Genomic DNA, 24,768 nt, shown 5'->3' on the forward strand with positions numbered 1-24,768 from the left:
GGCGTTCGCCCCCGGCTCGCGGCCCGGACCGAAGGAGACCCCCATGGAGGAGTCGAACGTCCTGGACGCAGGGACAGTGTGGATGGTGACGAGCGCGGCGATGGTCCTGCTCATGACACCCGGACTGGCCATCTTCTACGGCGGCATGACCCGCGCGAAGTCCTCGCTCAACATGATCATGATGTCCTTCGTCTCGATGGGCCTGGTCGGCGTCGTCTGGGTCCTGTGGGTCCACGGGATGACCGGCGGCGACGGGTGGGCCGGGGTGGTGGGGAGCCCCGCCGGTGACCTCGGGCTGACCGGCACGATGGCCGAGGGCGGGCTCGTCGCGGCGGCCTACGGCGCCACCTTCGCGATCATCGCGGTCGCCCTCATCTCCGGCGCGGTGGCCGACCGCTTCAAGTTCGTCACGTGGTGCGTCTTCGTGCCCGTCTGGACCACCGTCGTCTACGCCCCGCTGGCCTACATGGTGTGGGGCGGCGGGCTCCTCTCCGAGGACGGCGCCATCGGCGCCCGCCTGGGGGAGGCCCTCGACTTCGCCGGCGGGCTCGTGGTGCACATCAGCGCCGGCGTGGCCGCCCTCGTGCTCGCGCTGATGCTGGGCAAGCGCCACGGCTTCGGCGTGGACCCCGGCCACCGGCCGCACAACGTCCCGTTCACCATGCTCGGCGCGGCCCTGCTGTGGTTCGGCTGGTTCGGGTTCAACGGGGGCGCTGCGGGCGGTGTCGACGAGCTCGGACTGATCTGGGTGGACACCCTCGCCGCCGGCGCCGCCGGCATGCTCGGCTGGGTGTTCGTGGAGTGGCTGCGCCGCGGTCGGCCGACCTCGATCGGCACCGCCTCCGGGATCGTCTCGGGCCTGGTCGCCATCACGCCCGCGTGCGCCTATGTAAGCCCCCTGGGGGCCGTGGTGATCGGCCTGGTCTCCGGTGCGGCCAGCGCGCTCGCGGTCAACCTCAAGTACCGCCTCGGCTTCGACGATTCGCTCGACGTCGTCGGCGTGCACCTCACCGCCGGCATCCTGGGCACCGTGCTGATCGGCTTCTTCGCCCTGCCGGACGAGGGCCGGGCGGGCCTGTTCTACGGCGGAGACGCCGGTCTCCTGGTGGCCCAGACGGTGGCCGTGCTCGTCGCCGTGGTCTTCACCGCCGTGGTGACCACGGTCATCGCCCTGGTCCTGCGCGGGACCATGGGCCTGCGGGTGAGCAAGGAGGACGAGGAGCGGGGCGTCGATCTGACCCTGCACGACGAGTCGGCCTACGACGTCGGCTTCGGCGGGGTGCCCGTCCCCGCGGAGGCGCGGTGAGCCGCCGCGGACGGGTGAGGCCGGTCGGTTGCTAGGCTTGGCGGGCGCCGCAGTGGATGCCGCGGCGCCCGCGACCGACCGCGTCCGGATCAGTCGACCCCGCTTCGAAGGATCACACCCGCCGTGTTCAACTCCCTGTCCGACCGCCTCACAGCCACCTTCCGCAGCCTCAAGGGCAAGGGGCGGCTGAGCGAGGCGGACATCGACGCCACCGCACGCGAGATCCGCCGCGCCCTCCTGGACGCCGACGTCGCCGTGCCCGTGGTCCGCCAGTTCATCGCGCAGATCAAGGAGCGCGCCCTCAGCGCCGAGGTCGCCCAGGCCCTGAACCCGGGCCAGCAGGTCGTGAAGATCGTCAACGAGGAGCTCGTGGGCATCCTCGGCGGCGAGACCCGGCGCATCCAGCACGCCAAGACGGGCACCACCGTCATCATGCTCGTGGGCCTGCAGGGCGCCGGCAAGACGACCCTCGCCGGCAAGCTCGCCCACCTGCTCAAGTCCCAGGGCCACACCCCGCTGCTCGTGGCCTGCGACCTCCAGCGCCCGAACGCCGTGAAGCAGCTGCAGGTCGGCGGCGAGCGCGCCGGCGTCCCGGTCTACGCGCCGCACCCCGGCGTCTCCTCCGAGTTCGAGGCCGCCACCGGCGACCCGGTGCAGGTGGCCCGCGACGGCGTCGCCGAGGCCAACACGAAGTACCACGACGTGGTCATCATCGACACCGCGGGCCGCCTCGGTGTGGACGCCGAGCTCATGCAGCAGGCCGCGGACATCCGCGCCGCCGTGGACCCGGACGAGGTGCTCTTCGTCATCGACGCGATGATCGGCCAGGACGCCGTGGCCACGGCCCAGGCGTTCAACGAGGGCGTCGGCTTCACCGGCGTCGTGCTCACCAAGCTCGACGGCGACGCGCGCGGCGGCGCCGCGCTGTCCGTCCGCCACGTGACCGGCAAGCCGATCATGTTCGCCTCCACGGGCGAGGGCCTGAAGGACTTCGAGGTCTTCCACCCGGACCGCATGGCCTCGCGCATCCTCGACATGGGCGACGTGCTCTCCCTGATCGAGCAGGCCGAGCAGAACTGGGACCGCAGCGAGGCCGAGAAGATGGCCCGCAAGTTCGCGGACCAGGAGGACTTCACCCTCGACGACTTCCTCACCCAGATGCAGCAGCTCAAGAAGATGGGCTCGCTGAAGAAGATGCTCATGATGATGCCGGGCGCCCAGGGCATGCGGCAGCAGCTCGAGCAGTTCGACGAGTCGTCGATCGGCCGCGTCGAGGCGATCATCCACTCGATGACCCCGCACGAGCGCGTGGCCCCCAAGATCATCAACGGCTCGCGCCGTGCCCGCATCGCCCGCGGCTCGGGTGTGAGCGTGTCCGAGGTCAACGGCCTGCTCGAGCGCTTCGCCGAGGCGCAGAAGATGATGAAGCGCATGGCCGCCGGCGGTGGCATCCCCGGCATGCCCGGTATGCCGGGCGGCGCCTCCCGCAAGGCGAAGGGCAAGGGCAAGAACGCCAAGCGCGATCGCGTGAAGTCCGGCAACCCCGCCAAGGCCGCGGCCGAGCGCAAGGCGATCGAGGAGCGGCGCGCCCGCGCCGCCCAGGCACAGGCCGGGGCCGTGTTCGGCCGCGACGGCGCGGGGACGGACGGCTTCGACCCGTCCACCCTCAACCTGCCGGCGGGCTTCGAGAAGTACCTCAAGGACCGCTGAGTCGCCCGCTGCCCGGTCGCGGCGCGCCGGGTGTGCACCGGCCCGCCCGATCTGGCAGAATGACACGGTACTGAGCGTGAGCCCGGACGACCCTCTATCCTCCGCTGCGCTCCGTTCCGTGTGCCAGGTCGTCGACGCCCGCTGCCCCCACGCGGCGTCGTGCCCCGGCCCCCCAGATCCACTGAAGGAGAACCACACTCGTGGCTGTCAAGATTCGTCTGAAGCGGTTCGGCAAGATCCGCGCCCCGTTCTACCGCGTCGTCGTCATGGACTCGCGCACCCGCCGCGATGGCCGTGCCATCGAGGAGATCGGCAAGTACCACCCCACCGAGGAGCCCTCGTTCATCGAGATCGACTCGGAGCGCGCCCAGTACTGGCTCTCCGTCGGCGCCCAGCCGACCGAGCAGGTCGCCGCGCTGCTGAAGGTCACCGGTGACTGGCAGAAGTTCAAGGGCGAGTCGGGCGCCGAGGGCACCCTGAAGTCCAAGTCCGAGAAGGAGGCCTTCGTGGCCCCCGAGAAGGGCTCGGTCATCCTGCCGGAGGAGCCGAAGCAGGAGGAGGCCCCGGCCGAGTCCGAGCAGGCCGCCGAGGCTCCGGCCGAGGAGGCCGCTGAGGCTCCGGCCGAGGACGCCGAGAAGTCCGAGTGACCATGCTGACCGAGGCCCTCGAGCACCTGGTGCGCGGCATCGTGGACACGCCCGAGGCGGTCCGCGTGGACGCCCGCTCCCAGCGGCGCGGCGACATGCTGGAGGTCCGCGTGGCCCCCGAGGACCTGGGTCGCGTGATCGGCCGCCAGGGTCGCACCGCCACCGCGCTGCGCACCGTGCTGGACGGCCTGGCCGGCCACCCCGTCCGCGTGGACGTGGTGGAGACCGACCGCCGCTCCTGACGGCCCGTGACGCACGGCCCGCCCGCCCCTCACCGGGCCGGCGGGCCGTCGTCGTCTGCGGCCCCGCCCCCTCCCGCCACCGACCGTCCCACCCAGGAGAGCCCATGAGTCCCGCAGCCCAGGACGACCTCGTCCGCGTCGCCCGCATCGGCAAGCCGCACGGCATCCGCGGTGAGGTGACCGTGCAGGTCTTCACCGACGACCCGGACGCCCGCTTCGCCCCCGGCGAGCGACTCGTGGTGCGCGACGGCGCCCCGGGCCTGCCGGCGGAGCTCACCGTCACCCGCGCCCGGTGGAACAAGCAGATCCTCGTGGTCGGCTTCGCGGAGTCGCCGGACCGCAACGTCGCCGAGACCCTGCGCGGCGCCCAGCTGTTCGCCGTTCCGGCCGTGCCCGAGGAGTCCGACGAGTGGTACGAGGAGGACCTCGTGGACCTCGAGGTGCGGGTCGAGGGCGAGCGCGTCGGCGTCGTCACGGCCCTGACCACCGGGGCGGTCCAGGATCTGCTGCACGTCGCGTTGGACGGCGTCGAGGAGGAGGCCCTGGTGCCCTTCGTCGAGGAGATCGTCCCGGAGATCGACTCCGAGGCCGGCGTGCTCGTGCTGACCCCGCCGCCGGGGCTGCTCGAGCTCGCCACCGGCGAGGACGAGGGCGCCGTAGACGGGCCCGCCGATGCGGATGCGGAGGACTGAGCGGTGCGCTTCGACGTCGTCACGATCTTCCCCGAGTACCTCGCGGTGCTCGACGTCTCGCTGCTGGGCCGTGCCCGCCGCGAGGGCCTCGTGGACGTGCACGTCCACGACCTGCGCGACTTCACCGTCGACCGGCACCGCACCGTGGACGACACGCCCTACGGCGGCGGCGCCGGCATGGTGATGAAACCGGAGCCGTGGGCGCTCGCGCTCGAGCACGTGGCGGCCCAGGGGCCCGTGTCACCGGCCCCCGCCGAGTCGTCGTCGGCGGAGCCGGGGGACCGCCCCGTGCTGCTCGTGCCGACGCCCTCGGGGGAGCGCTTCACCCAGCGGTTCGCCCGGGAACTGGCGGGCCGGGAGCACGTGGCGATCGCGTGCGGCCGCTACGAGGGGATCGACGAGCGCGTCTTCGGCTGGGCCGAGGAGCTCTTCGAGGTGCGGCTGGTCTCGCTGGGCGACTACGTGCTCAACGGCGGCGAGGTCGCGGCGCTGGCGATGATCGAGGCCGTCGGCCGCCTCGTGCCGGGCGTCGTGGGCAACCCGGCCTCGCTCGTCGAGGAGTCCCACGAGGACGGCCTGCTGGAGTACCCGGTCTACACCAAGCCCGCGGACTGGCGGGGCCGTGCGGTGCCGCCCGTGCTGCTCTCGGGCGACCACGGCAAGGTCGCGGCCTGGCGTCGGGCCCAGCAGGAGGAGCGCACGCGCGAGCGGCGACCGGACCTGTGGGCGGCGTACGACTCCGAGGACTGACCCGCCGCGCCCGACGGGCCGGAGGGGCGTCGCGGCGTCATCGGCTGTGGCATAATGGATCCTCGTGTCCGCCGGACGCCCGACCTGCCACAGGGGGCGCGCGTCAACGGATCGGACCCCGGGACCGCACCCCACGTGCGGAGCCCGGCCCTCGGCTCGGGACCCGGCCCCCTCGTCATGCGGACGTGGACGGGCCGTGCGCCCGCATACCACGCGGTTGACCTGTGGCATCCGCCAGGAGAGACGACATGCACATTCTCGACTCGTTCGACAAGAAGACGCTGCGCGACGACATCCCGGAGTTCGCCCCCGGCGACACCGTCAAGGTGCACGTGAACATCATCGAGGGCAAGACTGCCCGCGTCCAGGTGTTCCAGGGCTACGTCATGGGCCGTCAGGGCTACGGCGTGCGCGAGACCTTCCGCGTCCGCAAGGTGTCCTTCGGCATCGGCGTGGAGCGCGTGTTCCCGGTGCACTCCCCGGTCATCGACAAGATCGAGGTCGTCACCAAGGGCGACGTGCGCCGCGCGAAGCTGTACTACATGCGCGACCGCCACGGCAAGGCCGCCCGCATCCGCGAGAAGCGCGCCGACGCCAAGTGATCATCCCGGTCGGCCCCGCCGACCGGTGATCGACCCATGCGCACCTCGGAGCCCCGTGACCCCCGCCGGTCACGGGGCTCCGTCGCGTCCGGGGCCGGCTCCTCCTCGGGCCCGACGGCGGCCCCCGCCTCCGGCACGAGCCGCTGGTGGGCGTGGCTCGGCCTGACCGTGGTGGCCGCCGTCGTGGTGGCCGCGGTGCTGCGAGCCCTCACCGGCCCCGTCTACCTCATCCCCTCCGGGTCGATGGAGCCGACCCTGCAGCCCGGCGACCGCGTGCGGGTGGACGCCGCCGCGGCCGGCGGGCAGGGCCTGCACCACGGCGACGTGGTGGTGTTCGACGGCGCCGGCAGCCTGGCGCCGTACCGTTCGGCCGGATCGCTCGAGCGCGGCCTCGAGGACGTCGCCCGGTGGTGGGGCGTCGGCGCGGCCGAGGACGTCTTCGTCAAGCGCGTGCTGGCCCTGCCGGGGGACCGCCTCGAGTGCTGCGCCCCGGACGGCCGGCTGCTGCGCAACGGCGAGCCGCTGGACGAGCCGTATCTCGGCAGGCCCGTGACCGCAGACGAGCCGGCCGCGGCGGGGACCTGGTCCTTCGAGGTGCCCGACGGGCGCATGGTCGTCCTGGGCGACCACCGCGCCGCCTCCCGGGACTCCCGCGCACTGCTGGGCGCCCCCGGCGGCGGGCTGATCCCGCTCGAGCGGGTCGAGGGCCGGGCCGCGGAGATCGTGTGGCCCCTGTCCCGCCGCGGGACCATGGACGCCCCCTCCGGGGACACGCCGTGACGGGGCGCCGCACCGCGCTGATCGCGGCCGCCGTGACCGTACTCGCCTGCGTGCTGGCGTGGGCCTTCCTGGCGCGCATGTACGCCATCCCGTCCTCGTCCATGGAGCCCGGGCTGCGGGCCGGCGACCGCGTGGTCGCCACGCTGCTCACCCCGGATCCGTTCCCGGTGCGCCGCGGTGACGTGGTGGTGTTCGAAGACACGAAGGGCTGGCTGCCCGGGGGCGGCCACGTGATCAAGCGGGCCGTCGGGCTGCCGGGGGACATCGTCTCCTGGACACCCGGCGAGGAGACGCTGCGCGTGAACGGGGTGCCCGTGGAGGAGCCGTACCTCGCGCCGGGGGAGACGCCCGCGCAGGAGGCGTTCGAGGTGACCGTGCCTGCGGGGCGACTGTGGGTGCTCGGTGACCATCGCTCGGCGTCGGCGGACTCCCGCGCGCACCGCGCCGGGCCCGGGGGCGGGTTCGTGGCCCTCGACGACGTGGTGGGCCGCGCCCGGTTCGTGGTCTGGCCGCTGGACCGGATCGGCGGCGCCGGCACCGACCCCGACGCGTTCGCCACCGTGCCGGACGCGCCCGCGCCGGAGGCTCGCACGTGACCGCCCGCCGGGGCGGTGGCCGGCCGACGGTGCGCGCCGGCCTGGACGTCGAGGCGGGGCTGGCCGCGCCGGCCCTCGCCGCGCGGGGAGCGGACCGGGTGCTGGTGGCGGGCATGGACGAGGTGGGCCGGGGCGCGCTGGCCGGGCCCGTCGTCGTCGGGGTGTGCGCCGCGTGGCTGCCCGCCGCGGGGCAGATCCCTCCGGTGCGCGACTCCAAGGCGCTCACGGACCGACGCCGGCGCGCCCTGGTCCCGCAGATCGAGGACTGGGCGGCCGGGGTGGCGCTGGGCGAGGCCGGCCCCGCGGAGATCGACGCGCTGGGGATCTCGGCGGCCCTCGGCCTCGCCGGGCGACGGGCGTGGGCGGCGCTGTGCGCCGCGGTGGGGCAGGAGCCGGTCGCCCTCGTGCTCGACGGCCGGGACGACTGGCTGAGCCGCTCCGATCCCGACGCCGGCCCCGCGCCCGCGCCGCGCCCGCTGCCGCCCGAGCCCACGATGCTGGTGCGGGCCGAGGACCGGTGCGCGACGGTGGCGGCCGCGTCGATCGCCGCGAAGGTGGCCCGCGACGACGTCATGATCGCCCTCGACGCGGCGCACCCGGGGTACGGATGGGCCGGGAACAAGGGGTACGGCTCAGCCGCGCACCGGGCCGCCCTGGCCGAGCGCGGGGCGAGCGAGCAGCACCGGCGCAGCTGGAACCTCGGGCTGCCGGGCGCGCCCGCGCAGGCGCCGCCCACGCTGTTCGACTGAGCCCCCGGGGCCGGGCGAGGCCGCCCGTTCGACGTGCGACCCCCGGACGGGGGAGGATGGAGGCCGTGCGTGCCCGGACTGTCGCGGGTGCGCGGCGAACACTGAGGAGGCATGTCATGAGCGCAGACGACGTCGAGGACTTCGAGGCCGAGGCCGAGCTGCTGCTCTACCGCGAATACCGGGACGTGGTGGGCCTGTTCCGCTACGTCGTGGAGACCGAGCGGCGCTTCTACCTCGCCAACGACGTGCGGCTGACGCCCCGCCAGGCGGACGGGGACGTGTTCTTCGAGATCCTGCTCGAGGACGCCTGGGTGTGGGACGTGTACCGCACGCAGCGGTTCATCAAGCGCGTGAAGGTGCTGACCTTCAAGGACGTGAACATCGAGGAGCTGCCCACCGAGGACCTGACGGTCCCGCCGGACGGCCAGCTGCCGAGCTGACCCACCCCTGAGCGGTCCAGAGGACGGGACGCAGACGTCCACTCCTGCACAGGCGTCCGGCCCCGCACAATCCCCGCCGCCGCCCACCCCGCGGCCTCGCCCGGGACCACCCTGGTGCCCAGGAGGTGGTCGGGATGACGGGGACCGCGGAACAGATCGGGGCGCAGCCGCCCGGAGAGAGGCGCGCCAGCCGCGCGCACACGGCGCTGGGCCGGTTCGGTGAGGACGCCGCCGCGCGCTGGCTCGCCGAGCGCGGCTACGTGATCGCCGACCGCAACTGGCGGGGCGAGGCCGGAGAGCTGGACATCGTGGCCCACCACGCCGGCTGGTGGGTGGGCGTCGAGGTGAAGACCCGCTCGGGCCTGGCCTTCGGCGACCCGTTCGAGTCGATCGACCGGCGCAAGCTCACCCGGCTGCACCGCCTCACCGCGGCGTGGGTGCGGGCCCACGCCGCGGACCGCCGGGGCACGCCCTGGCGCGTCGACGCCGTCGCCGTGCTGGTGCCGCGCACGGGAGGGATCCGCTTCGACCTGCTGCAGGACGTGCGGCCGTGAGCGGCATCGGACGCACCCGCTCCATCACGCTGGCGGGTCTGCGCGGGGAGGTCGTGCACGTCGAGGCGGACATCGCCCAGTCCCTGCCCGGGTTCACCCTCCTCGGCCTGCCGGACCAGGCGCTGCAGGAGAGCCGGGACCGCATCCGCTCCGCCGCGCGCAACGCCGGACTGCCCCTGACCCGGCGGCACCTGACCGTGAACCTGCTGCCGGCGGGGGTGCACAAGCGGGGTGCGTGCCACGACCTGGCGATCGTCCTGGCGGCCTACGCCGCGGACGGGCGGGTGCGGAACGTCGAGGGGCCCGTGTTCCTGGCCGAGCTCGGCCTCGACGGCGCCCTGCACCGCTCGCCGGAGACCGTGGCGATGGTGATGGCCGCCGTCGACGCGGGGTGCTCCGAGGTGGTCGTCGCCGAGGATGCGGAGGCCGAGGCCCGACTGGTCCCCGGCGCCGAGGTCCGCGGCTTCGCCCATCTGCACGACGTCATCCGCGCCTTCGGCGGGGAACCGGACGGAGAGCCGCCCCACCGCCCGGCCCGACGGCAGGTGACAGCCCCGGAACCGGAGCCGGCCCGTGCGGTGCCCGACCTCGCCGAGGTCGCCGGACAGGCCGAGGCCCGGTTCGCGCTCGAGGTCGCAGCCGCCGGCGCCCACCACCTGCTGCTCATGGGCGCCCCGGGGGCGGGCAAGACCATGCTCGCCGAGCGCCTGCCCGGAATCCTGCCTCCCCTGGACCGGCGCACCGCGCTCGAGTGCGCCGCCCTGCGCTCCCTCCGCGGCGGCGACGCCCGTGTCCGGCGCAGGGGCGGGACGGCCCAGGGGTTCGACGGTGACATCGACCGGACCCCGCCGTTCGAGGCACCCCACCACTCGGCGTCCCGCTCGGCCCTCGTGGGCGGCGGCAGCGGCCTCGCCCGGCCGGGAGCGGCCTCCCTCGCCCACGGCGGCGTGCTGTTCCTGGACGAGGCCCCCGAGTTCGAACGGCGCACCCTCGAGGCGCTGCGCCAGCCCCTCGAGTCCGGGGAGGTGCTGCTGCACCGGGCCCTCGGCGCCGTCGTCTACCCGGCCCGGTTCCAGCTGGTGCTGGCCGCCAACCCCTGCCCGTGCGGCAAGGGCGGCGGCACGGGCGTCGAATGCCGGTGCAGCGTGCCCGAACGCCGGCGCTACGCCCAGCGGCTCTCCGGGCCGCTGCTGGATCGCGTCGACCTGCAGGTCACCGTACGGCCCGTCGACGCGCGGCAGCTCACGGGGGCGCCCGCCTCCGAGACCACGTCGCAGGTGGCCGCCCGGGTCGCCGCGGCCGCCGACCGGCAGGCTCGGCGCTGGGCCGCCGCCGCCGAGCGCGGGCTCGTCCCGTCCGGGCTGCGCCGCAACGCGCACGTCCCCGCCGGGGTGCTGCGGCACGGCCCGTACGCCGTGCCCCGGGCGGCCCGCCGGCCCGCGGACGACGCCGTCGACCAGGGCCTGCTGAGCGCGCGCGGCCACGCCCGCGTCCTGCGCCTCGCCTGGACCCTGGCAGACCTGCGCGGCGCCGAACGGCCCGCACCCGAGGACACCGACGTGGCACTCACGCTGCGCCACCAGAACGAGGAGGACGCATGACCACCTACGTCACCCCGGCGGCAGACCACGTCGCCGGGCCGCGCCGGCCGGACGCCGCCCGGCTCGCCCGCGCCGCCCTGACCCGGCTGGTCGAGCCCGGGGACGCGCTCGCGGTGCAGACCGTCACGGCGCTGGGGCCGGAGCGGGCGCTCGCCCTGCTCACGGGCCGGGAGACGATCCAGCCCGCCGAGCGCGATCTGCTCGCCGATCGCGCCGGCGCGCCCGACACGCTGCCCCGGCGCTGGGCCGCGGGGCTGGCCCGCTGGGCGCCCCGGGCCGCCCGGCTGGAGCCGGAGCGTGACCTCGTGACTCTGCACCGGCTCGGGGGAGGCCTGCTGATCCCCGAGGACGACGCCTGGCCCGCCGCCCTGGCGGACCTGGGCGAGGAGGCGCCCCTGGGCCTGTGGTTCCGCGGCTCCGGAACGCTGCCTCCCGCGGACCGGATGCTCGCCGTCGTCGGCAGCCGGGAGGCGACCGCGTACGGACGGACCGTGACCGCCCGCTGCGCCGCCCACGCCGTCCAGCAGGGCGCGTGCGTGATCTCCGGCGGTGCGTACGGCATCGACGGCGCCGCCCACCGGGCCGCGCTGCAGGCGCCCGCCGCACCGGAAGACGCGGCGGATCGCGACGGCGTCCCGCCCACGGTGGCGGTGCTGGCCGGCGGCCTCGACCGGTTCTACCCGGCCGGCCACGAGGACCTGCTTCGCGCGGTGATGGCCGCCGGGCTGCTCGTGTCCGAGATGCCGCCCGGTGCGAGTCCCACGCGCTACCGGTTCCTGCAGCGCAACCGGGTCATCGCCGCGCTCGCGGGGGCCGTGCTGGTGGTCGAGGCGCGCTGGCGTTCGGGAGCGCAGAACACGGCGGGCCACGCGTTCGGCCTCGGCCGCGAGGTGGGCGTCGTCCCCGGCCCCGTGACCTCGCCCAGCTCCGCCGGCTGCCACCGTCTGCTGCAGGAGAGCCCCGCCCGTCTCGTGACCACCGAGCAGGAGGCCCTCGCCCTGCTCGGTCAGGCGCCCGCCCGGAGCGGCGGCGCGGGCGGGCGGGCCTCCACCCGGGCGGCTCCCGAGCCCGCCACAAGGCCCACCGACGGGCTCACGATGGAGGAGGCCCTCGTCCACGAGGCGCTGCCCCTGCGCCAGGCGGTGCCCGCCGACCGGATCACCGTCAGCGCCGGGCTCGCGCTGCCCACCGTCCTGGCCTGTCTGTCCCGGCTGCAGCGGGCGGGCCTGGCCGAACGGGTCGAGGACCGATGGCGGCGGGGATGACCACCGGTCGCGTGCTCCCGGGCCCCGTCGCCCGGGGCGCGGATGGCAGAGTGGGGGGATGGCCCCGTCGTCCTCCGCCCGTCCCGCCCCGGCCCCGCGCGCCCCCTCGCCCCGGGACACGGCCTGGCTCGAGGCGTTCGAGGAGCACCTGCGCCACGAGCGAAACCGCAGCCCCCAGACCGTGCGCGCGTACCTCGCCGATCTGCGCGCCCTCATCGACCACGTCGCCGGCACAGCGGGCACCTCGGGGTCGCCCGCCGCGGACGACGACGCCCCCGCCCGCCACGTGCCCAGCGCACCGGACGTCCTCGCCGAGCTGGACATCGAGGACCTGCGTGGCTGGCTGGCGGCCATGAGCGGGGCCGGCCTCGCCCGCGCGACCCTGGCCCGACGGGTGGCCGCCGTCCGCACCTTCACGGCCTGGCTGCGCCGCGAGGGCCTGCGCTCGGACGACCCCGCCCTGCGGCTGCGCTCGCCCCGGCCCGAGGGGACGCTGCCCCACGTGCTCCAGGAGCAGCAGGCGACCCGGCTCCTCGCGGCGGCCCAGGACCGGGTGGACGCCGCCGCCGCGGGGGACGACCCCGCCGCCCACGCGCTGGCCCTGCGGGACGCCGCCCTGCTCGAGCTGCTCTACGCCACCGGCGCCCGGGTGGCCGAACTCTCCGCCCTGGACGTGGACGACCTCGAGGCCGGCCGCGGCGTCGTCCGGCTGACCGGCAAGGGAGACCGGCAGCGCACCGTCCCCTACGGCGCACCCGCGGGCCGCGCCCTCCAAGCGTGGCAGCGGCTCGGTCGTCCCCGCCTGGCCCGTCCGGACTCCGGTCCCGCCCTCTTCCTCGGCGCGCGCGGCGGCCGGCTGGGGGTGCGCCAAGCGCGCACCGTCGTCGACCGGGCACTCGAGGGCCTGGGGGACACCGCGGCGCGCGGGCCGCACGCGCTGCGCCACACGGCCGCGACCCACCTCCTCGACGGCGGCGCCGACCTGCGCAGCGTGCAGGAGCTGCTGGGCCATGCGTCCCTGCGCACCACGCAGGTCTACACACACGTCTCGATCGATCGCCTCCGCGAGGGCTACCGGCAGGCCCACCCACGCGCCTGACGCCTCCCCGGAGCGCCCCCGGCCCCTCCACTGCGCCACCGCGACACGCAGGGCGCCGCGCCGCCTCGTTGCCGGCCCAGCATCCCTGGTGCACAATGGCCCCAGGATCCACCGGAGCCGCGACGTGGTCGTAGGGGAAGACGCACCGCATCGCACCCTCGGAGGCATCCATGACCAGCACCCATACCCGCGGCGTGGTCCACATCCTCTCCGCCCCCACCGCCCTCTGCCCCCACGTCGAGTGGGCGCTGAGCTCCGTGCTCGGCCCCGCGACCTCGGTGGAGTGGGAGGGTCAGCCGGTCGCGCCCGGCCAGCACCGCGCCGAGGTGCACTGGACGGCGCCCGCCGGCACCGGCGCGCGTCTGGCCTCCGCTCTGCGTGGCTGGCCGCACCTGCGCTTCGAGATCACGGAGGAGCCGTCCGCCGGGGTCGACGGCTCGCGCTGGTCCCACACCCCGGACCTCGGCATCTTCCACGCCACCACGGACGTCTCCGGCAACATCATGGTCTCCGAGGACCGCATCCGATACGCCTACGAGGCCGGCGCGGGCGACCCCAGCGTGCTGATGCACGAACTCTCCCTCGCGCTCGGCGAGGCCTGGGACGATGAGCTCGAGCCGTTCCGGCTGGCCGCCGCCCACGCCAACGTGCGCTGGCTGCACCGCGCCGTCTGAGCCTTCGCCCGGCCGACGCGGGCGGCGCTCCGGCTCAGACGCTGCGGAACACGGCCACCGCGTTGTGGCCGCCGAACCCGAACGAGTTCTTCACGGCCACGCGCGGCCCCTCGGGCAGGCGAGCGGGGGAGCCGGTGACCACGTTCAGCGGGATCTCCGGGTCCTGGTGGTCCAGGTTGATGGTCACGGGCGCCTGGCCGTGGTGCACGGCGAGCACGGACAGGATCGACTCGATCGCGCCCGAGGCGCCCAGCAGGTGGCCGGTCTGGGACTTCGTGGCCGAGACCTGCACCTGGTCCAGGTGGTCGCCGAACACGGCCCGCATGGCCAGGTACTCCGGGGCGTCGCCCTTGGGCGTGGAGGTCGCGTGGGCGTTCACGTGGCACACGTCCTCGGGGGCGATGTCGGCCGACCTCAGAGCGGCGCGCATCGCACGGGTCGCGCCCAGGCCCTCGGGCTCGGGCGCGGTGATGTGGTGGGAGTCGGAGCTGACGCCCGCGCCGGCCAGCTCGGCGTACACGCGCGCGCCGCGGGCCTTCGCGTGCTCCTCCGACTCGATCACCATGACGCCGGCGCCCTCACCGAGGACGAAGCCGTCGCGGTCCACGTCGTAGGGGCGGGACGCGGCCTGCGGGTCGTCGTTGCGCTTGGACAGCGCCTGCATCGCGGCGAACGCGGCCATCGGCAGCGGGTGCACGGCGGCCTCGGCGGCGCCGCAGATCACGACGTCGGCCTGGCCGGAGCGGACGAGCAGCAGCGCGGTCTCGAGCGCCTCGGTGCCGGCGGCGCACGCGGACACCACGGTGCGGGCGCCGGCGCGGGCGCCGAACTCGAGGGAGAGCGCGCCGGCGGCGCCGTTGGGCATGAGCATCGGGACGGTCATGGGCAGCACGCGGCGCGGGCCGCGCTCGCGCAGGGTGTCCCAGCCGTCCAGGAGGGTCCACACGCCGCCGATGCCGGTGCCGAAGGCCACGGCGAGCCGGTCCCCGTCGACCTCCGCGCCCTCGAGGCCGGCGTCCTTCCAGGCCTCGCGCGCGGCGACGGTCGCCATCTGGGTGGCCGGGTCCTGGCGCTTCTGCTCCACCTTGGACAGGACCTCTGAGGTGGGCACGGCCAGCTCGGCCGCGAAGGTGACGGGCAGCTCGTACTTCTCCACCCAGTCGTGCTCCATGGTGCGCGCACCGGAGACGCCCTGCAGGGCGTGGGACCAGAAGGTGGGCACGTCGCCGCCGATGGGCGTGGTGGCGCCGAGGCCGGTGATCACTGCGGTGCGGGTCATGGGTCTGCTGCCTCTGGGTCTCGAGTGGGGATCGGGCGGAGGGGTGTCGTCGGCACGATGCGCGGCGCTCGCCGGGGTGCCGGAAGTCGAGGGTGTCGGGGGCCGGGGGCGCTCACGCGCCCCCGGCGCTCACCGAGGGGACGGGGCGGGCCGGGCCCGCCGCCGTCGTGGGCCGATCAGGCCTGGGCGCCGTCGATGAAGTCGACGGCGTCCTGGACGGTCTTGAGGTTCTTGACCTCCTCGTCCGGGATCTTCACGCCGAACTTGTCCTCGGCGTTGACCACGATGGTCATCATCGAGATCGAGTCGATGTCCAGATCGTCCGTGAAGGACTTCTCCGGCTGCACCTCGGCGGTGTCGAGGCCGGTCTCCTCGTTCACGATCTCGGCGAGGCCGGCGAGGATCTCTTCCTTGGAAGCCATGGGGCGTCTCCTTCGGTAGGGGTGTGGGGTGTACGTGGACAGTGAATCAGACGGCGCCGCCTCAGGGGAGGCGGACCACCTGGGCGCCGTAGACCAGCCCGGCGCCGAAGCCGATCTGCAGGGCCAGGCCGCCGGAGAGCTCGGGGTTCTCCTCCAGCAGACGGTGCATGGCCAGCGGGATGGACGCGGCCGACGTGTTGCCGGCGTCCGCGATGTCCCGGGCCACGACGACGGACTCCGGCAGCTTCAGCTGCTTGGCGAACTCGTCGATGATCCGCATGTTGGCCTGGTGCGGGATGAACGCGGCGAGGTCCCCGGGCTCCACGCCCGCGGCGTCGAGGGCCTCGCGGGCCACCTTCGCCATCGACCACACGGCCCAGCGGAAGACGGAGGGCCCGTCCTGGCGCAGCGTGGGCCAGAGCATCCCCTCCGCGCCGGTGATCGCCGAGGCGTCGCCCGTGGTGCGGGCGTGCTCCACGGCATCGCGCAGCTCCAGCTGCGAGTGCGTCATGGAGATCGTGGACCAGCGCTCCCCGTCCGAACCCCACACCGAGGGGGAGATGCCCGGCTCGTCCGCGGCCGACACGATCACGGCGCCCGCGCCGTCGCCCAGGAGGAAGGAGATGGAGCGGTCCGTGGGATCCACGACGTCGGACAGGCGCTCGACGCCGACCACGAGCACGTGCCGCGCGGTGCCGGAGCGCACGAGCGCGTCGGCCTGCGCGACGCCGTAGCAGTAGCCGGCGCACGCGGCGGAGACGTCGTAGGCGGGCGCCGGGGTGGCCCCGATCTCGTGTGCCACGAGGGCCGCGGCCGAGGGGGTGGCGTGCGGGAAGGTGACGGTCGAGACGATCATGGCGTCCAGGTCCGAGCCCTGCAGGCCGGCCCGCTCGAGGGCCTCCCGGGCGGCGCCCACGGCCATGACGGGCACGGTCTCCTCCGCCGTGGCGCGCTGGCGCGTGACGATGCCGGTGCGCTGGCGGATCCACTCGTCCGACGAGTCGATGGGGCCGACGAGGTCCTCGTTGGGGACCAGGTTCGCCGGGCGGTAGGCGCCCACGGCCACGATGCGGCTGGCCGCGGGGCGCTCGTGCTGCTTCAGGGTGACGGTCATGGTGCCTCTCTCTGCCGGGCGGTGCGCGGGATTCAGGCCGAGTGCTCGGCCAGGAACGCCCGCGCGGCGTCCAGGTCCTCGGGGGTCTTCACGGCGAGCTGCGCGGTGCCCTTGAGACCGCGCTTGGCCAGTCCGGTCAGTGTGCCACCGGGCAGCAGCTCCAGGACGCCCGTGACCTGCCGCGTGGCCATGGTCGCCATGCACAGGTCCCAGCGGACCGGGCGGGTGACCTGGTCCACGATCCGGGCGAGCACGTCCGTGCCGGACTCGACGGCCTCGCCGTCCCGGTTGGACAGCAGGGGCAGGCGCGGGTCCGAGGGGGAGAGGTCGGCGACGTGGGCCGCGAGGTCGTCCACGGCGGGGCGCATGTGCTCCGTGTGGAACGCGCCGGCCACCTTGAGCGGGATCACGCGGGCGCGGGCGGGGGCGGACTCGGCGAGCGCGCCGAGGGCCTCCGCGGTGCCGGCGGCGACGATCTGGCCGGCGCCGTTGACATTGGCGGGCGTCAGGCCCGCCGCGTCGATGGCCGCGAGGACCTCGTCCTGGTCCCCACCCACGACGGCGGCCATGCCCGTGGGCGTGGCCGCGGCGGCCCGGGCCATGCCGGTGGCGCGCACGCGCACCAGGGAGAGGGCCTCGGCGGGGGACAGCACGCCGGTGACGGCGGCCGCGGTGACCTCGCCCACGGAGTGGCCGGCCACGACGGTCGACTTCGGTGCGGCGGCGTCCGCCTCGAGGGCCGCGGCGGCCACGAGGCCGGCCGCCACGATCAGCGGCTGGGCGACGGCGGTGTCCTTGATGGTCTCCTCGTCCGACTCAGTGCCGTGGCGGATCAGGTCCACGCCCGCGGCGTCGGAGAGGGATGCGAGCAGGTCGCGGATCCCGTCCAGCTCGAGCCAGGGGGCGAGGAAGCCGGGCGTCTGGGACCCCTGTCCGGGGCACACGATGGCAAGCATTCCTCCATCGTGTCAGGATCGGCCTCCGATCCGGGCAGATCGCGCCACGAAGCACGGCGAGTCGGTTTGGAGGGTTTCTACAAGCGGGGGCGTGCGCCGCCCCGGCTCAGTCCGACCCGTCCCCGGTCGTCTGCCGCGCCCCCGCGAGCCGGCCCAGGGTGATCGCGGTCTGCAGGACGTACGCGTCGCGGGGGACCAGCGGGTCCCAGCCGGTCACCTCGGCCACCCGCTTGAGGCGGTACCGCACGGTGTTCGCGTGGACGAACAGCTCGCGGGCCGTACCCTCGAGCGAGTGGCCCAGCGCGCCGTACGCGTCCACGGTCTCCAGCAGGGAGGTGCCAGCGTCGGCCAGGGGCGTGAACACCCCGTCCACGAGGGCCTCCCGGGCCGTGGGGTCGCCCAGCAGCGCCCGCTCGGGCAGCAGGTCCTCCGCCGGGGTGGGCCGGCTCGCCCGGGGGTGGGCGGCCGCGGCGCTGAGCCCGGCGAGGGTGTGCCGCGCCGAGACGTGCGCCGAGACCAGCGAGTCCACGACGGGTCCCACGATCACCGGTCCCGGCGCGAACCAGGGCGCGAGCGCCTCGCCCACCGCCCGCGCGTCCCGCACCGAGCCGACCACGAGGACGAGCCGTTCGGACTGCACGCCCACGAGCAGGTCGCAGTCGAGCCTCGCCGCGGCCCGCCGCAGGTCCGGGATGAACGCGGGCTTGTCCTGCCCCGGGGCGAGACCCGCCATGACCATCACGTCGTGGTCCCCACGCCAGCCCAGCGCGGTGGCCCGGTGCCGGATCTCGTCCGGGTCCTGCCCGCGCAGCACCGCGTCCAGCAGGACCGACTCGAGCCGCGAGTCCATCGCGCCGCGCATCTCCGCGGCCCGGGCGTACACGTCTGCGAGCGCGAACGCGACCTCGCGCGAGTAGTGGAGGATGTGTTCGCGGACGGGCGCCTGGTCGCGCTCGGCCAGCAGCTCCGGCACCCGCGTCTCGACGACGTCCACCATCGTCCGGATGAGCTGGAGGGCCCGCTGCAGCGAGATCGCCCGGGTGAGATCGGTGGGCGCGGGCCCGAAGACGTCCTGCAGGACGTGGCCCGTGGAGGTGGGCCGCTCGAACCACGTGAGGAAGCCCTGCAGGGCGCGCTGGGCCACGAGCCCGAGGGCGCTGCGCTCGTCCGGGGTGAGTCGGCGGTACCAGGGCAGGGTGGCGTCCAGCCGCTGCAGCACCGCCGTGTTCAGTGCCCCCAGGTGGCTCCGGAGGCGGGCCAGCCCGTCGGTGCTCACGGGGCGAGGGGCGGCGGGGCGGGGCTCGGGCATGCGCTCCATCCTAGGCGCGTGTTGTGGGGTTCCTACAGCGACGACGCCGGCCGCCCGCCTCCGTGGCGGAGGCGGGCGGCCGGCGTCGGGTCGGGAGGGCGTCGGCCTCCCCGCGGCGTGCGGGTCAGGCGTCGCCGCCCGCGATGCCGGTGGTGCCGGCGTTGACGTCGTCCAGGCGGTACTTCTCGTGCGCCTTCGCGGCCGTGCCCCGCTCGACCTCGCCCTCCTCCTCGAGGAGCTGCAGCGCGCGGACCACCATCGAGTGGGTGTCGATGAGGAAGTACCGACGGGCGGCGGCGCGGGTGTCCGCGAAGCCGAACTCGTCGGCGCCGAGCGCCGAGAAGCGGTTCGGCACGAACGGGCGGATCTGGTTCGTCCACGAGGTGGAGTAGTCCGAGGTGGCCACGATCGGGCCCTCGGCCCCCTGCAGCGCCTGCGTCACGTAGGGCACGCGCGGGGTGGCGGACGGGTCCTTCAGGGCGTCCTTCTCCGCCGCGACGGCGTCGCGGTACAGCTCGTTGTAGGAGGTCACCGACCACACGGAGGCGTTCACGCCCCACTCCTCGGAGAGGATCCGCTGGGCGTCGAGCGCCCACGGCACGGAGACGCCGGAGCCCAGGAGCTGGACCTTCGGGCCGTCGCCCTGGCCCTCGGAGAGACGGTAGATGCCCTTGAGCAGGCCCTCCACGTCGAGGCCCTCGGGCTCCTCGATGTGGGTGATCGGCTCGTTGTACACCGTGAGGTAGTAGATGACGTTGCGGACGTCGTCCCCGCGGTCGTGGTCGCCGTACATGTCCTCCAGGCCCTGGCGCACGATGTGGGCGATCTCGTACGAGTACGCCGGGTCGTAGTGCTTCACGGCCGGGTTCGTGGACGCCAGGACGGGGGAGTGACCGTCCATGTGCTGCGTGCCCTCGCCGGCGAGGGTGGTGCGCCCGGCGGTGGCGCCGATCATGAAGCCGCGCGCGAGCTGGTCGCCTGCGGCCCAGATGTTGTCCGCGGTCCGCTGGAAGCCGAACATCGAGTAGAAGATGTACACCGGGATCATCGGCTCGCCGTGCGTGGAGTACGCCGTGCCGATCGCGTTGAACGCCGCGGTGGCGCCGTCCTCGTTGATGCCGACGTGGTAGATCTTCCCCTGCGGGGACTCCTTGTAGGACAGGAACAGATCCCGGTCCACGGACAGGTAGTTCTGGCCCTTGGGGTTGTAGATCTTCGCGGTCGGGAAGAACGAGTCCATGCCGAAGGTGCGGGCCTCGTCCGGGATGATCGGCACGAAGCGCGGTCCCATGTTCTTGTCCCGCATCAGGTCCTTGAGCAGGCGCACGAACGCCATGGTCGTGGCGGCCTGCTGCTTGCCCGATCCCTTGCGAGCCTGCTTGTACGCGGACTCCGGAGGCAGCGGGATCGCGTGGTAGTCGCTGCGCCGCTCCGGCACGAAGCCGCCCAGCTCCTTGCGCCGCTCCATCATGTACGTGATCTCCGGAGCGTCGGCGCCCGGGTGGTAGTACGGGATGTCGTACGGGTCCTTCTCGATCTGCTCGTCCGAGATCGGGATGCGGTGGCGGTCCCGGAACACCTTGAGGTCGTCCACCGTCAGCTTCTTCATCTGGTGCGTGGCGTTGCGACCCTCGAAGGACTTGCCCAGGCCGTAGCCCTTGATGGTGTGGGCCAGGATCACGGTGGGCTGGCCCTTGTGCTCCATGGCGGCCTTGTAGGCGGCGTACACCTTCTTGTAGTCGTGGCCGCCACGCTTGAGGCCCCAGATCTCGTCGTCGGTCATGTCCGCCACCATCTCCTTGGTGACGGAGGACCGGCCGAAGAAGTGGTCGCGCACGAAGCCGCCGGACTCGGCCTTGTAGGTCTGGTAGTCGCCGTCGAGCGTCTCGTTCATGATGCGCACGAGCTCGCCCTCGTCGTCGGCCTCGAGCAGCGGATCCCACTCGCGGCCCCACAGGACCTTGATGACGTTCCAGCCGGCGCCCCGGAAGTAGGACTCCAGCTCCTGGACGATCTTGCCGTTGCCGCGCACCGGCCCGTCGAGACGCTGCAGGTTGCAGTTGATGACGAAGGTGAGGTTGTCGAGCTTGTCGTTGGCCGCGATGTGCAGCTGGCCGCGCGACTCCGGTTCGTCCATCTCGCCGTCGCCGAGGAAGGCCCACACGTGCTGGTCGGAGGTGTCCTTGATGCCGTTGTTGTGCAGGTACCGGTTGGTCTGCGCCTGGAAGATGGCGTTCATCGGCCCCAGACCCATGGACACGGTGGGGTACTGCCAGAAGTGCGGCATCATCCGCGGGTGCGGGTAGGAGGGCAGGGCGTGGCCCTGGCGGGACTTCTCCTGGCGGAAGCCGTCGAGGTCCTGCTCGGTCAGGCGGCCCTCGAGGAACGCGCGGGCGTAGTTGCCGGGCGAGGAGTGTCCCTGGAAGAAGATGTGGTCGCCGCCGCCCGGGTGGTCCTGACCGCGGAAGAAGTGGTTCAGGCCCACCTCGTAGAGGGTCGCCTGGCCCGCGTAGGAGGAGATGTGACCGCCGACGCCGACGCCGTCGCGCTGGGCGCGCTGCACGAGGGCCATGGCGTTCCACCGCAGGTAGTTGCGGTAGCGGCGCTCGAGCTCCTCGTCGCCCGGGTACTCCGGCTCCTGGTCCGCCGGGATCGTGTTCACGTAGTCCGTGGTGGTCACGTAGGGCAGGGCGACGGACTGGGCGCTCGCGCGCTGCATGAGGGAGCGCATGATGTACTGCGCCCGCTCCGTGCCGCGCTCCTCGATGAGTCCGTCGAGGGACTCGATCCACTCCGACGTCTCCTGGGGATCCTTGTCCGGGAGCTGGTCGGTCAGACCGCTGCGGATCTGCGAGCTCTCTTCGGCTGCGCTCACGGTGCCTCCTGGTTCTCGTGCGGAGGGGTGCTCCGCGGTGGGCTGCGGGCAGACGATCCGGTCCGGGCCCGCGACGCCGAGCCGGGCGCGTCGCCCGGAGAGTGCGTCTGTTCCTCCCCAGAGTAGACCGGAGCCGCCGCGTCCGCCCGGCCGGAGGCCCCGGAACGGCGGCGTCCACGGCGTATGGTGGTCATCATCACCCGCTCGACGGCGCGGGCCGCAGTGCCCGCCACCATCAAGGAGGACCGGACACTATGCAGGCTGGGTCGACGCCGACCTCGACGGACAGCGCCCTGCTGGCGGAGCTCGCCCTCTCGAGGGGCGACCTGGTGCAGGAGTGGGGGTACGACGACGACGTCGACGTCACCTTCCGTGACGCGCTCGAGGACGCGCTCGGCGAGGAGCTGCTGACCGAGGAGGATCAGGAGCCGGCGGACGCCGTCCTCTTCTGGTGGCGCGCGGACGACGGCGACGTTATGGATCTCGCGGACGCCCTCGTGGACGCCCAGCGCTCCCTCGATGCCGGCCCCGTCTGGATCATGACCCCCCGCAAGGGTCGCGCCGGCCACGTCAGCCCGGCGGACGTCGCCGAGGCCGCCTCCACCGCGGGCCTGCACGCCACCACCGGGGCCGGCGCCTCCGAGGACTGGGCCGCTCAGAAGCTCGTCCAGAAGCGCGGTGGCTGAGGCTCCGTCCGGCGGGACGCGGGGCGCCGACGACGTCCCCGCGCTGCGCGACGACCACGGCCAGACGTGGCCGTGGCCGCCGACGCGCGGGCCCGAGGACGCCGCCGGGCCGCGGGGCACGTGGCTCGTCTTCCTGCCCGGGGCGTTCACGCCGGTGTGCACGGACGAGCTCGGCTGGATCGGGGCGCTCGCCGAGGACGTGGCGGTCCACGAGGTGACTGTCCGCGTGGTCTCCTGTGACGCCGCCCCCGTGCTGCGCCGCGTCCGCGAGGAGCTGGCACTGCCGGAGCCGCTCACCCTGCTCTCCGATTTCTGGCCCCACGGCGCGGCCTGCCGTGCCCTCGACGTCTTCGACGCGGAGACCGGGCGGCCCCGCCGCGTCTCCGTGCTGCTCAACGCGGACGGGGTCGAGGCCGCGCGCGTGGTCGCCGCCCCGGGGCAGCCACGGACCCGGGGCGAGCACGAGACGGCGACGCGCGACCTGCTCGCGGACCGGTAGCCTGGACGGACACCGGCACCTGTAGCTCAGTTGGTCAGAGCATCTCGTTTACACCGAGAGGGTCGGGGGTTCGAGTCCCTCCGGGTGCACCGATCGCGGGGCCGTGACATGGCGTGACGACCTGACCCGTCATGTCGCTGGCCCGCCGAGCGCGTGTGAGACCATGCTCACCATCATGAGCTCCTCGCCAGAGTCCTTGCGCGCCCCCGTTCCGCCCTCGCGGTGGGCCGAGGTGCGCTCCGGCGTCGCCGTGACGCTGGGCGCCGGCCTCGGCCTGTTCCCGCTGGGCATGGCCTTCGGGATGCTCGTGGTCCAGGCCGGGCTGCCCGCGTGGGTCGCACCCCTGTTCTCCGTGGTCGTGTTCGCCGGGTCCGTCGAGCTGCTGCTCGTCTCGCTGGTGGTGGCGGGCACCCCGCTGCTCACGATCGCCGTGACGGTGTTCCTGGTGAACTTCCGCCACGTGTTCTATGCGTTCAGCTTCCCGCTGCGCGTGGTCCGGGGGCGCTTCGCGCGGATCTACTCGATGGGCGCCCTGATCGACGAGGCCTACGCCATCGCCGCCGCCCGGCCTCGCGGCTGGACCGGCCCCCGACTGGTCGCCATGCAGGTCGCGCTGCATGCGTACTGGGTGCTCGGGGGCCTCGCCGGGGTGGCCGTGGCCTGGCTGCTGCCCGGACCGGTGGAGGGCCTGGAGTTCGCGCTCGTCGCCCTCTTCATCGTGCTCGCCATGGACGCCGCCCGCACGCGGGCCCAGCTGCCCCTCGTGCTGGCGGCCGCGGTCGCCGTCGGGGTGGCCCTGCTGCTGGCGCCGGCGCAGGTGCTCGTCGTCGCCTTCGCCTTCTACGCCGCGGTGCTGATCGCGTTCCACGTGCTCGCCGCACGCGGGACCGCCCTGCCGCTGCCCGAGCCCGTGCCCGTCACCGGACCGGTTCCCGTCGTCGCCGCGACGGGGGAGCGGGCCGGCACGGATGCCGAGCCCGGCGCCGGGGAGGACCCCCGATGACCGGCGCCGCGTACCTGGTGGCCGCGGCCGTCGTCGCGGGCCTCGTGACCTTCTGCCTGCGCGCGTTGCCGTTCGCCCTGCTGCAGCCGTTGCGGGAGTCCGTGCTCGCCGCGCGGCTGGCGGTGTGGATGCCCGCCGGCGTGCTGACCATCCTGGCCCTGGTGATGCTGCTCGACGCCGCGGCGCTGGCCCCCGGAGAGCCCGTGGACGGGGCGCGGGTGGCCCACGCGCTGATCGCGGCGGCGGTGACAGTCGTCGTGCATCTGCTGGCCGGGCGGCGGACCCTGGTCTCGATCGCCGCCGGCACGCTGGCCTACGTGCTGTTGGTCAACCTGGCCTGACCGGCGGCGGGGCGGGTTCGCCCAGGCGTTCGGCCCACGCGCGGGTCGCCGCGGCGAGGCGGCGGCCGTAGGCGGTGACCCCGTGGGTGAGCGTCCCGGCGTTGTAGAGCGTCCCCGCCCGGGCGATCCCCTCCGCGGAGAGGTCGCCGCGCAGGTGCCCGCGCAGGATCTCCAACCCGAAGGCCAGGTTGTCCTCCGGCTCCCACAGACGAAACCCGCGCTCGGCTGCCTGCGCGAAGTACGGCGGCCACGTGATCTGCGCGGGCCCCACGCCGTTGGACGTCTCCCCCTGCGCCACCCGGGCCACGAGCTCCTCGTAGCGCTCCCGGGTCACGGGGACGTCCGTCCCGCGCGGGGCGCTGTGCACGCCGCCGGCGTCGTGGCCGAAGACGTTCCGGCCACCGGACTCGAGCTCGGCCAGGGCCGCCGCCACCGGGAGGGGCACGTCCGCCCGGCGTGCGGCGGCCACGATCGTCGCGGCGTTGTCGAGGTGCCGGCCGAGCGTCGCCGTCGGGTCGGACGAGCGGTCGCGGGCGGAGCGGCGGGTGAGGAGGTCGCGGAGCAGGCCCATCGGCCC

General features: G+C 74.3%; 27 protein-coding genes and 1 tRNA gene. 21 read left to right on the forward strand and 7 right to left on the reverse strand.

The annotated features are described in order from the left end of the window. Positions 1-43 precede the first annotated feature (43 nt). From AC0VX2_RS04390 to AC0VX2_RS04465, 16 genes are all read left to right on the forward strand, one after another. Complete coding sequence (locus AC0VX2_RS04390; RefSeq protein ID WP_069941901.1) at positions 44-1,306, forward strand: ammonium transporter; 1,263 nt, start codon at positions 44-46, stop codon at positions 1,304-1,306. A 123-nt stretch (positions 1,307-1,429) separates the two neighbouring features. After that, on the forward strand, positions 1,430-3,016 hold the full coding sequence (gene ffh, locus AC0VX2_RS04395; RefSeq protein WP_145015486.1) for a signal recognition particle protein: 1,587 nt from the start codon (positions 1,430-1,432) through the stop codon (positions 3,014-3,016). A 200-nt stretch (positions 3,017-3,216) separates the two neighbouring features. Next, positions 3,217-3,663: a 30S ribosomal protein S16 gene (rpsP, locus tag AC0VX2_RS04400; protein ID WP_020628324.1), complete on the forward strand. Its 447-nt coding sequence runs from the start codon at positions 3,217-3,219 to the stop codon at positions 3,661-3,663. A gap of 2 nt (positions 3,664-3,665) precedes the next feature. Continuing rightward, entirely contained in the window at positions 3,666-3,905 is a 240-nt protein-coding gene (locus AC0VX2_RS04405) for an RNA-binding protein (protein ID WP_029248213.1), read from the forward strand. Between the two features lie 104 nt (positions 3,906-4,009). Then, positions 4,010-4,597, forward strand: coding sequence for a ribosome maturation factor RimM (gene rimM / locus AC0VX2_RS04410; protein ID WP_036312846.1), 588 nt, complete (start codon positions 4,010-4,012; stop codon positions 4,595-4,597). A gap of 3 nt (positions 4,598-4,600) precedes the next feature. Further along, complete coding sequence (trmD, locus tag AC0VX2_RS04415; RefSeq protein WP_036312840.1) at positions 4,601-5,347, forward strand: tRNA (guanosine(37)-N1)-methyltransferase TrmD; 747 nt, start codon at positions 4,601-4,603, stop codon at positions 5,345-5,347. Between the two features lie 248 nt (positions 5,348-5,595). After that, entirely contained in the window at positions 5,596-5,949 is a 354-nt protein-coding gene (gene rplS, locus AC0VX2_RS04420) for a 50S ribosomal protein L19 (RefSeq protein WP_002853821.1), read from the forward strand. Between the two features lie 36 nt (positions 5,950-5,985). Beyond that, on the forward strand, positions 5,986-6,729 hold the full coding sequence (gene lepB / locus AC0VX2_RS04425; protein WP_036312835.1) for a signal peptidase I: 744 nt from the start codon (positions 5,986-5,988) through the stop codon (positions 6,727-6,729). Further along, a complete protein-coding gene (gene lepB / locus AC0VX2_RS04430) occupies positions 6,726-7,325 on the forward strand; it encodes a signal peptidase I (protein ID WP_036312832.1) in 600 nt (199 codons plus the stop codon). The genes lepB (AC0VX2_RS04425) and lepB (AC0VX2_RS04430) overlap by 4 nt, the downstream gene beginning before the upstream one ends. Then, complete coding sequence (locus tag AC0VX2_RS04435; protein ID WP_036312829.1) at positions 7,322-8,074, forward strand: ribonuclease HII; 753 nt, start codon at positions 7,322-7,324, stop codon at positions 8,072-8,074. Before lepB (AC0VX2_RS04430) ends, AC0VX2_RS04435 begins: the two co-directional genes overlap by 4 nt. 116 nt (positions 8,075-8,190) lie before the next feature. Then, positions 8,191-8,514, forward strand: a complete 324-nt coding sequence (locus AC0VX2_RS04440; RefSeq protein ID WP_002853817.1) for a DUF2469 domain-containing protein — start codon at positions 8,191-8,193, stop codon at positions 8,512-8,514. Positions 8,515-8,648: 134 nt separating this feature from the next. Further along, entirely contained in the window at positions 8,649-9,068 is a 420-nt protein-coding gene (locus AC0VX2_RS04445) for a YraN family protein (RefSeq protein WP_036312824.1), read from the forward strand. Next, the gene (locus tag AC0VX2_RS04450; protein ID WP_036312821.1) at positions 9,065-10,669 is read left to right on the forward strand and encodes a YifB family Mg chelatase-like AAA ATPase; all 1,605 of its coding nucleotides are present in this window, start codon (positions 9,065-9,067) and stop codon (positions 10,667-10,669) included. Before AC0VX2_RS04445 ends, AC0VX2_RS04450 begins: the two co-directional genes overlap by 4 nt. Further along, entirely contained in the window at positions 10,666-11,934 is a 1,269-nt protein-coding gene (locus AC0VX2_RS04455; RefSeq protein ID WP_260490892.1) for a DNA-processing protein DprA, read from the forward strand. Before AC0VX2_RS04450 ends, AC0VX2_RS04455 begins: the two co-directional genes overlap by 4 nt. A gap of 58 nt (positions 11,935-11,992) precedes the next feature. Continuing rightward, a complete protein-coding gene (locus AC0VX2_RS04460; protein ID WP_122054236.1) occupies positions 11,993-13,033 on the forward strand; it encodes a tyrosine recombinase XerC in 1,041 nt (346 codons plus the stop codon). Positions 13,034-13,203: 170 nt separating this feature from the next. Continuing rightward, entirely contained in the window at positions 13,204-13,707 is a 504-nt protein-coding gene (locus AC0VX2_RS04465) for a DUF3145 domain-containing protein (protein WP_036340144.1), read from the forward strand. Between the two features lie 34 nt (positions 13,708-13,741). On the opposite strand, the gene fabF is transcribed toward AC0VX2_RS04465, so the two are convergent. The 6 genes from fabF to aceE all read right to left on the reverse strand — a co-directional run bounded on the left by fabF (position 13,742) and on the right by aceE (position 21,662). Beyond that, entirely contained in the window at positions 13,742-14,986 is a 1,245-nt protein-coding gene (fabF, locus tag AC0VX2_RS04470; RefSeq protein ID WP_095353759.1) for a beta-ketoacyl-ACP synthase II, read from the reverse strand. Between the two features lie 176 nt (positions 14,987-15,162). Further along, positions 15,163-15,408, reverse strand: a complete 246-nt coding sequence (locus AC0VX2_RS04475) for an acyl carrier protein (protein WP_010078906.1) — start codon at positions 15,406-15,408, stop codon at positions 15,163-15,165. 61 nt (positions 15,409-15,469) lie between these two features. After that, the gene (locus AC0VX2_RS04480) at positions 15,470-16,522 is read right to left on the reverse strand and encodes a beta-ketoacyl-ACP synthase III (protein ID WP_129866829.1); all 1,053 of its coding nucleotides are present in this window, start codon (positions 16,520-16,522) and stop codon (positions 15,470-15,472) included. A gap of 32 nt (positions 16,523-16,554) precedes the next feature. Next, complete coding sequence (locus AC0VX2_RS04485; protein WP_129866830.1) at positions 16,555-17,478, reverse strand: ACP S-malonyltransferase; 924 nt, start codon at positions 17,476-17,478, stop codon at positions 16,555-16,557. Positions 17,479-17,584: 106 nt separating this feature from the next. Beyond that, a complete protein-coding gene (locus AC0VX2_RS04490) occupies positions 17,585-18,787 on the reverse strand; it encodes a PucR family transcriptional regulator (protein ID WP_041103117.1) in 1,203 nt (400 codons plus the stop codon). Between the two features lie 124 nt (positions 18,788-18,911). Then, positions 18,912-21,662, reverse strand: a complete 2,751-nt coding sequence (gene aceE / locus AC0VX2_RS04495; protein WP_129866831.1) for a pyruvate dehydrogenase (acetyl-transferring), homodimeric type — start codon at positions 21,660-21,662, stop codon at positions 18,912-18,914. A 254-nt stretch (positions 21,663-21,916) separates the two neighbouring features. Here aceE and AC0VX2_RS04500 point away from each other — a divergent pair, with 254 nt between their 5' ends. The 5 genes from AC0VX2_RS04500 (at position 21,917) to AC0VX2_RS04520 (ending at position 24,191) form a co-directional block, all read left to right on the forward strand. Next, a complete protein-coding gene (locus AC0VX2_RS04500) occupies positions 21,917-22,348 on the forward strand; it encodes a DUF3052 domain-containing protein (RefSeq protein WP_044659132.1) in 432 nt (143 codons plus the stop codon). Beyond that, a complete protein-coding gene (locus tag AC0VX2_RS04505; RefSeq protein WP_251393377.1) occupies positions 22,341-22,847 on the forward strand; it encodes a redoxin domain-containing protein in 507 nt (168 codons plus the stop codon). The genes AC0VX2_RS04500 and AC0VX2_RS04505 overlap by 8 nt, the downstream gene beginning before the upstream one ends. Positions 22,848-22,862: 15 nt before the next feature. Beyond that, positions 22,863-22,936, forward strand: a tRNA-Val gene (locus AC0VX2_RS04510). A gap of 86 nt (positions 22,937-23,022) precedes the next feature. Next, entirely contained in the window at positions 23,023-23,850 is an 828-nt protein-coding gene (locus tag AC0VX2_RS04515; RefSeq protein ID WP_251393378.1) for an AzlC family ABC transporter permease, read from the forward strand. Continuing rightward, on the forward strand, positions 23,847-24,191 hold the full coding sequence (locus AC0VX2_RS04520) for an AzlD domain-containing protein (RefSeq protein WP_070709804.1): 345 nt from the start codon (positions 23,847-23,849) through the stop codon (positions 24,189-24,191). Before AC0VX2_RS04515 ends, AC0VX2_RS04520 begins: the two co-directional genes overlap by 4 nt. On the opposite strand, the gene AC0VX2_RS04525 is transcribed toward AC0VX2_RS04520, so the two are convergent. Beyond that, a complete protein-coding gene (locus AC0VX2_RS04525; RefSeq protein ID WP_144820212.1) occupies positions 24,178-24,762 on the reverse strand; it encodes a hypothetical protein in 585 nt (194 codons plus the stop codon). The two genes, AC0VX2_RS04520 and AC0VX2_RS04525, sit on opposite strands and share 14 nt — an antisense overlap. Positions 24,763-24,768: the final 6 nt, after the last annotated feature.

Source organism: Micrococcus sp. iso_239, assembly GCF_056173395.1.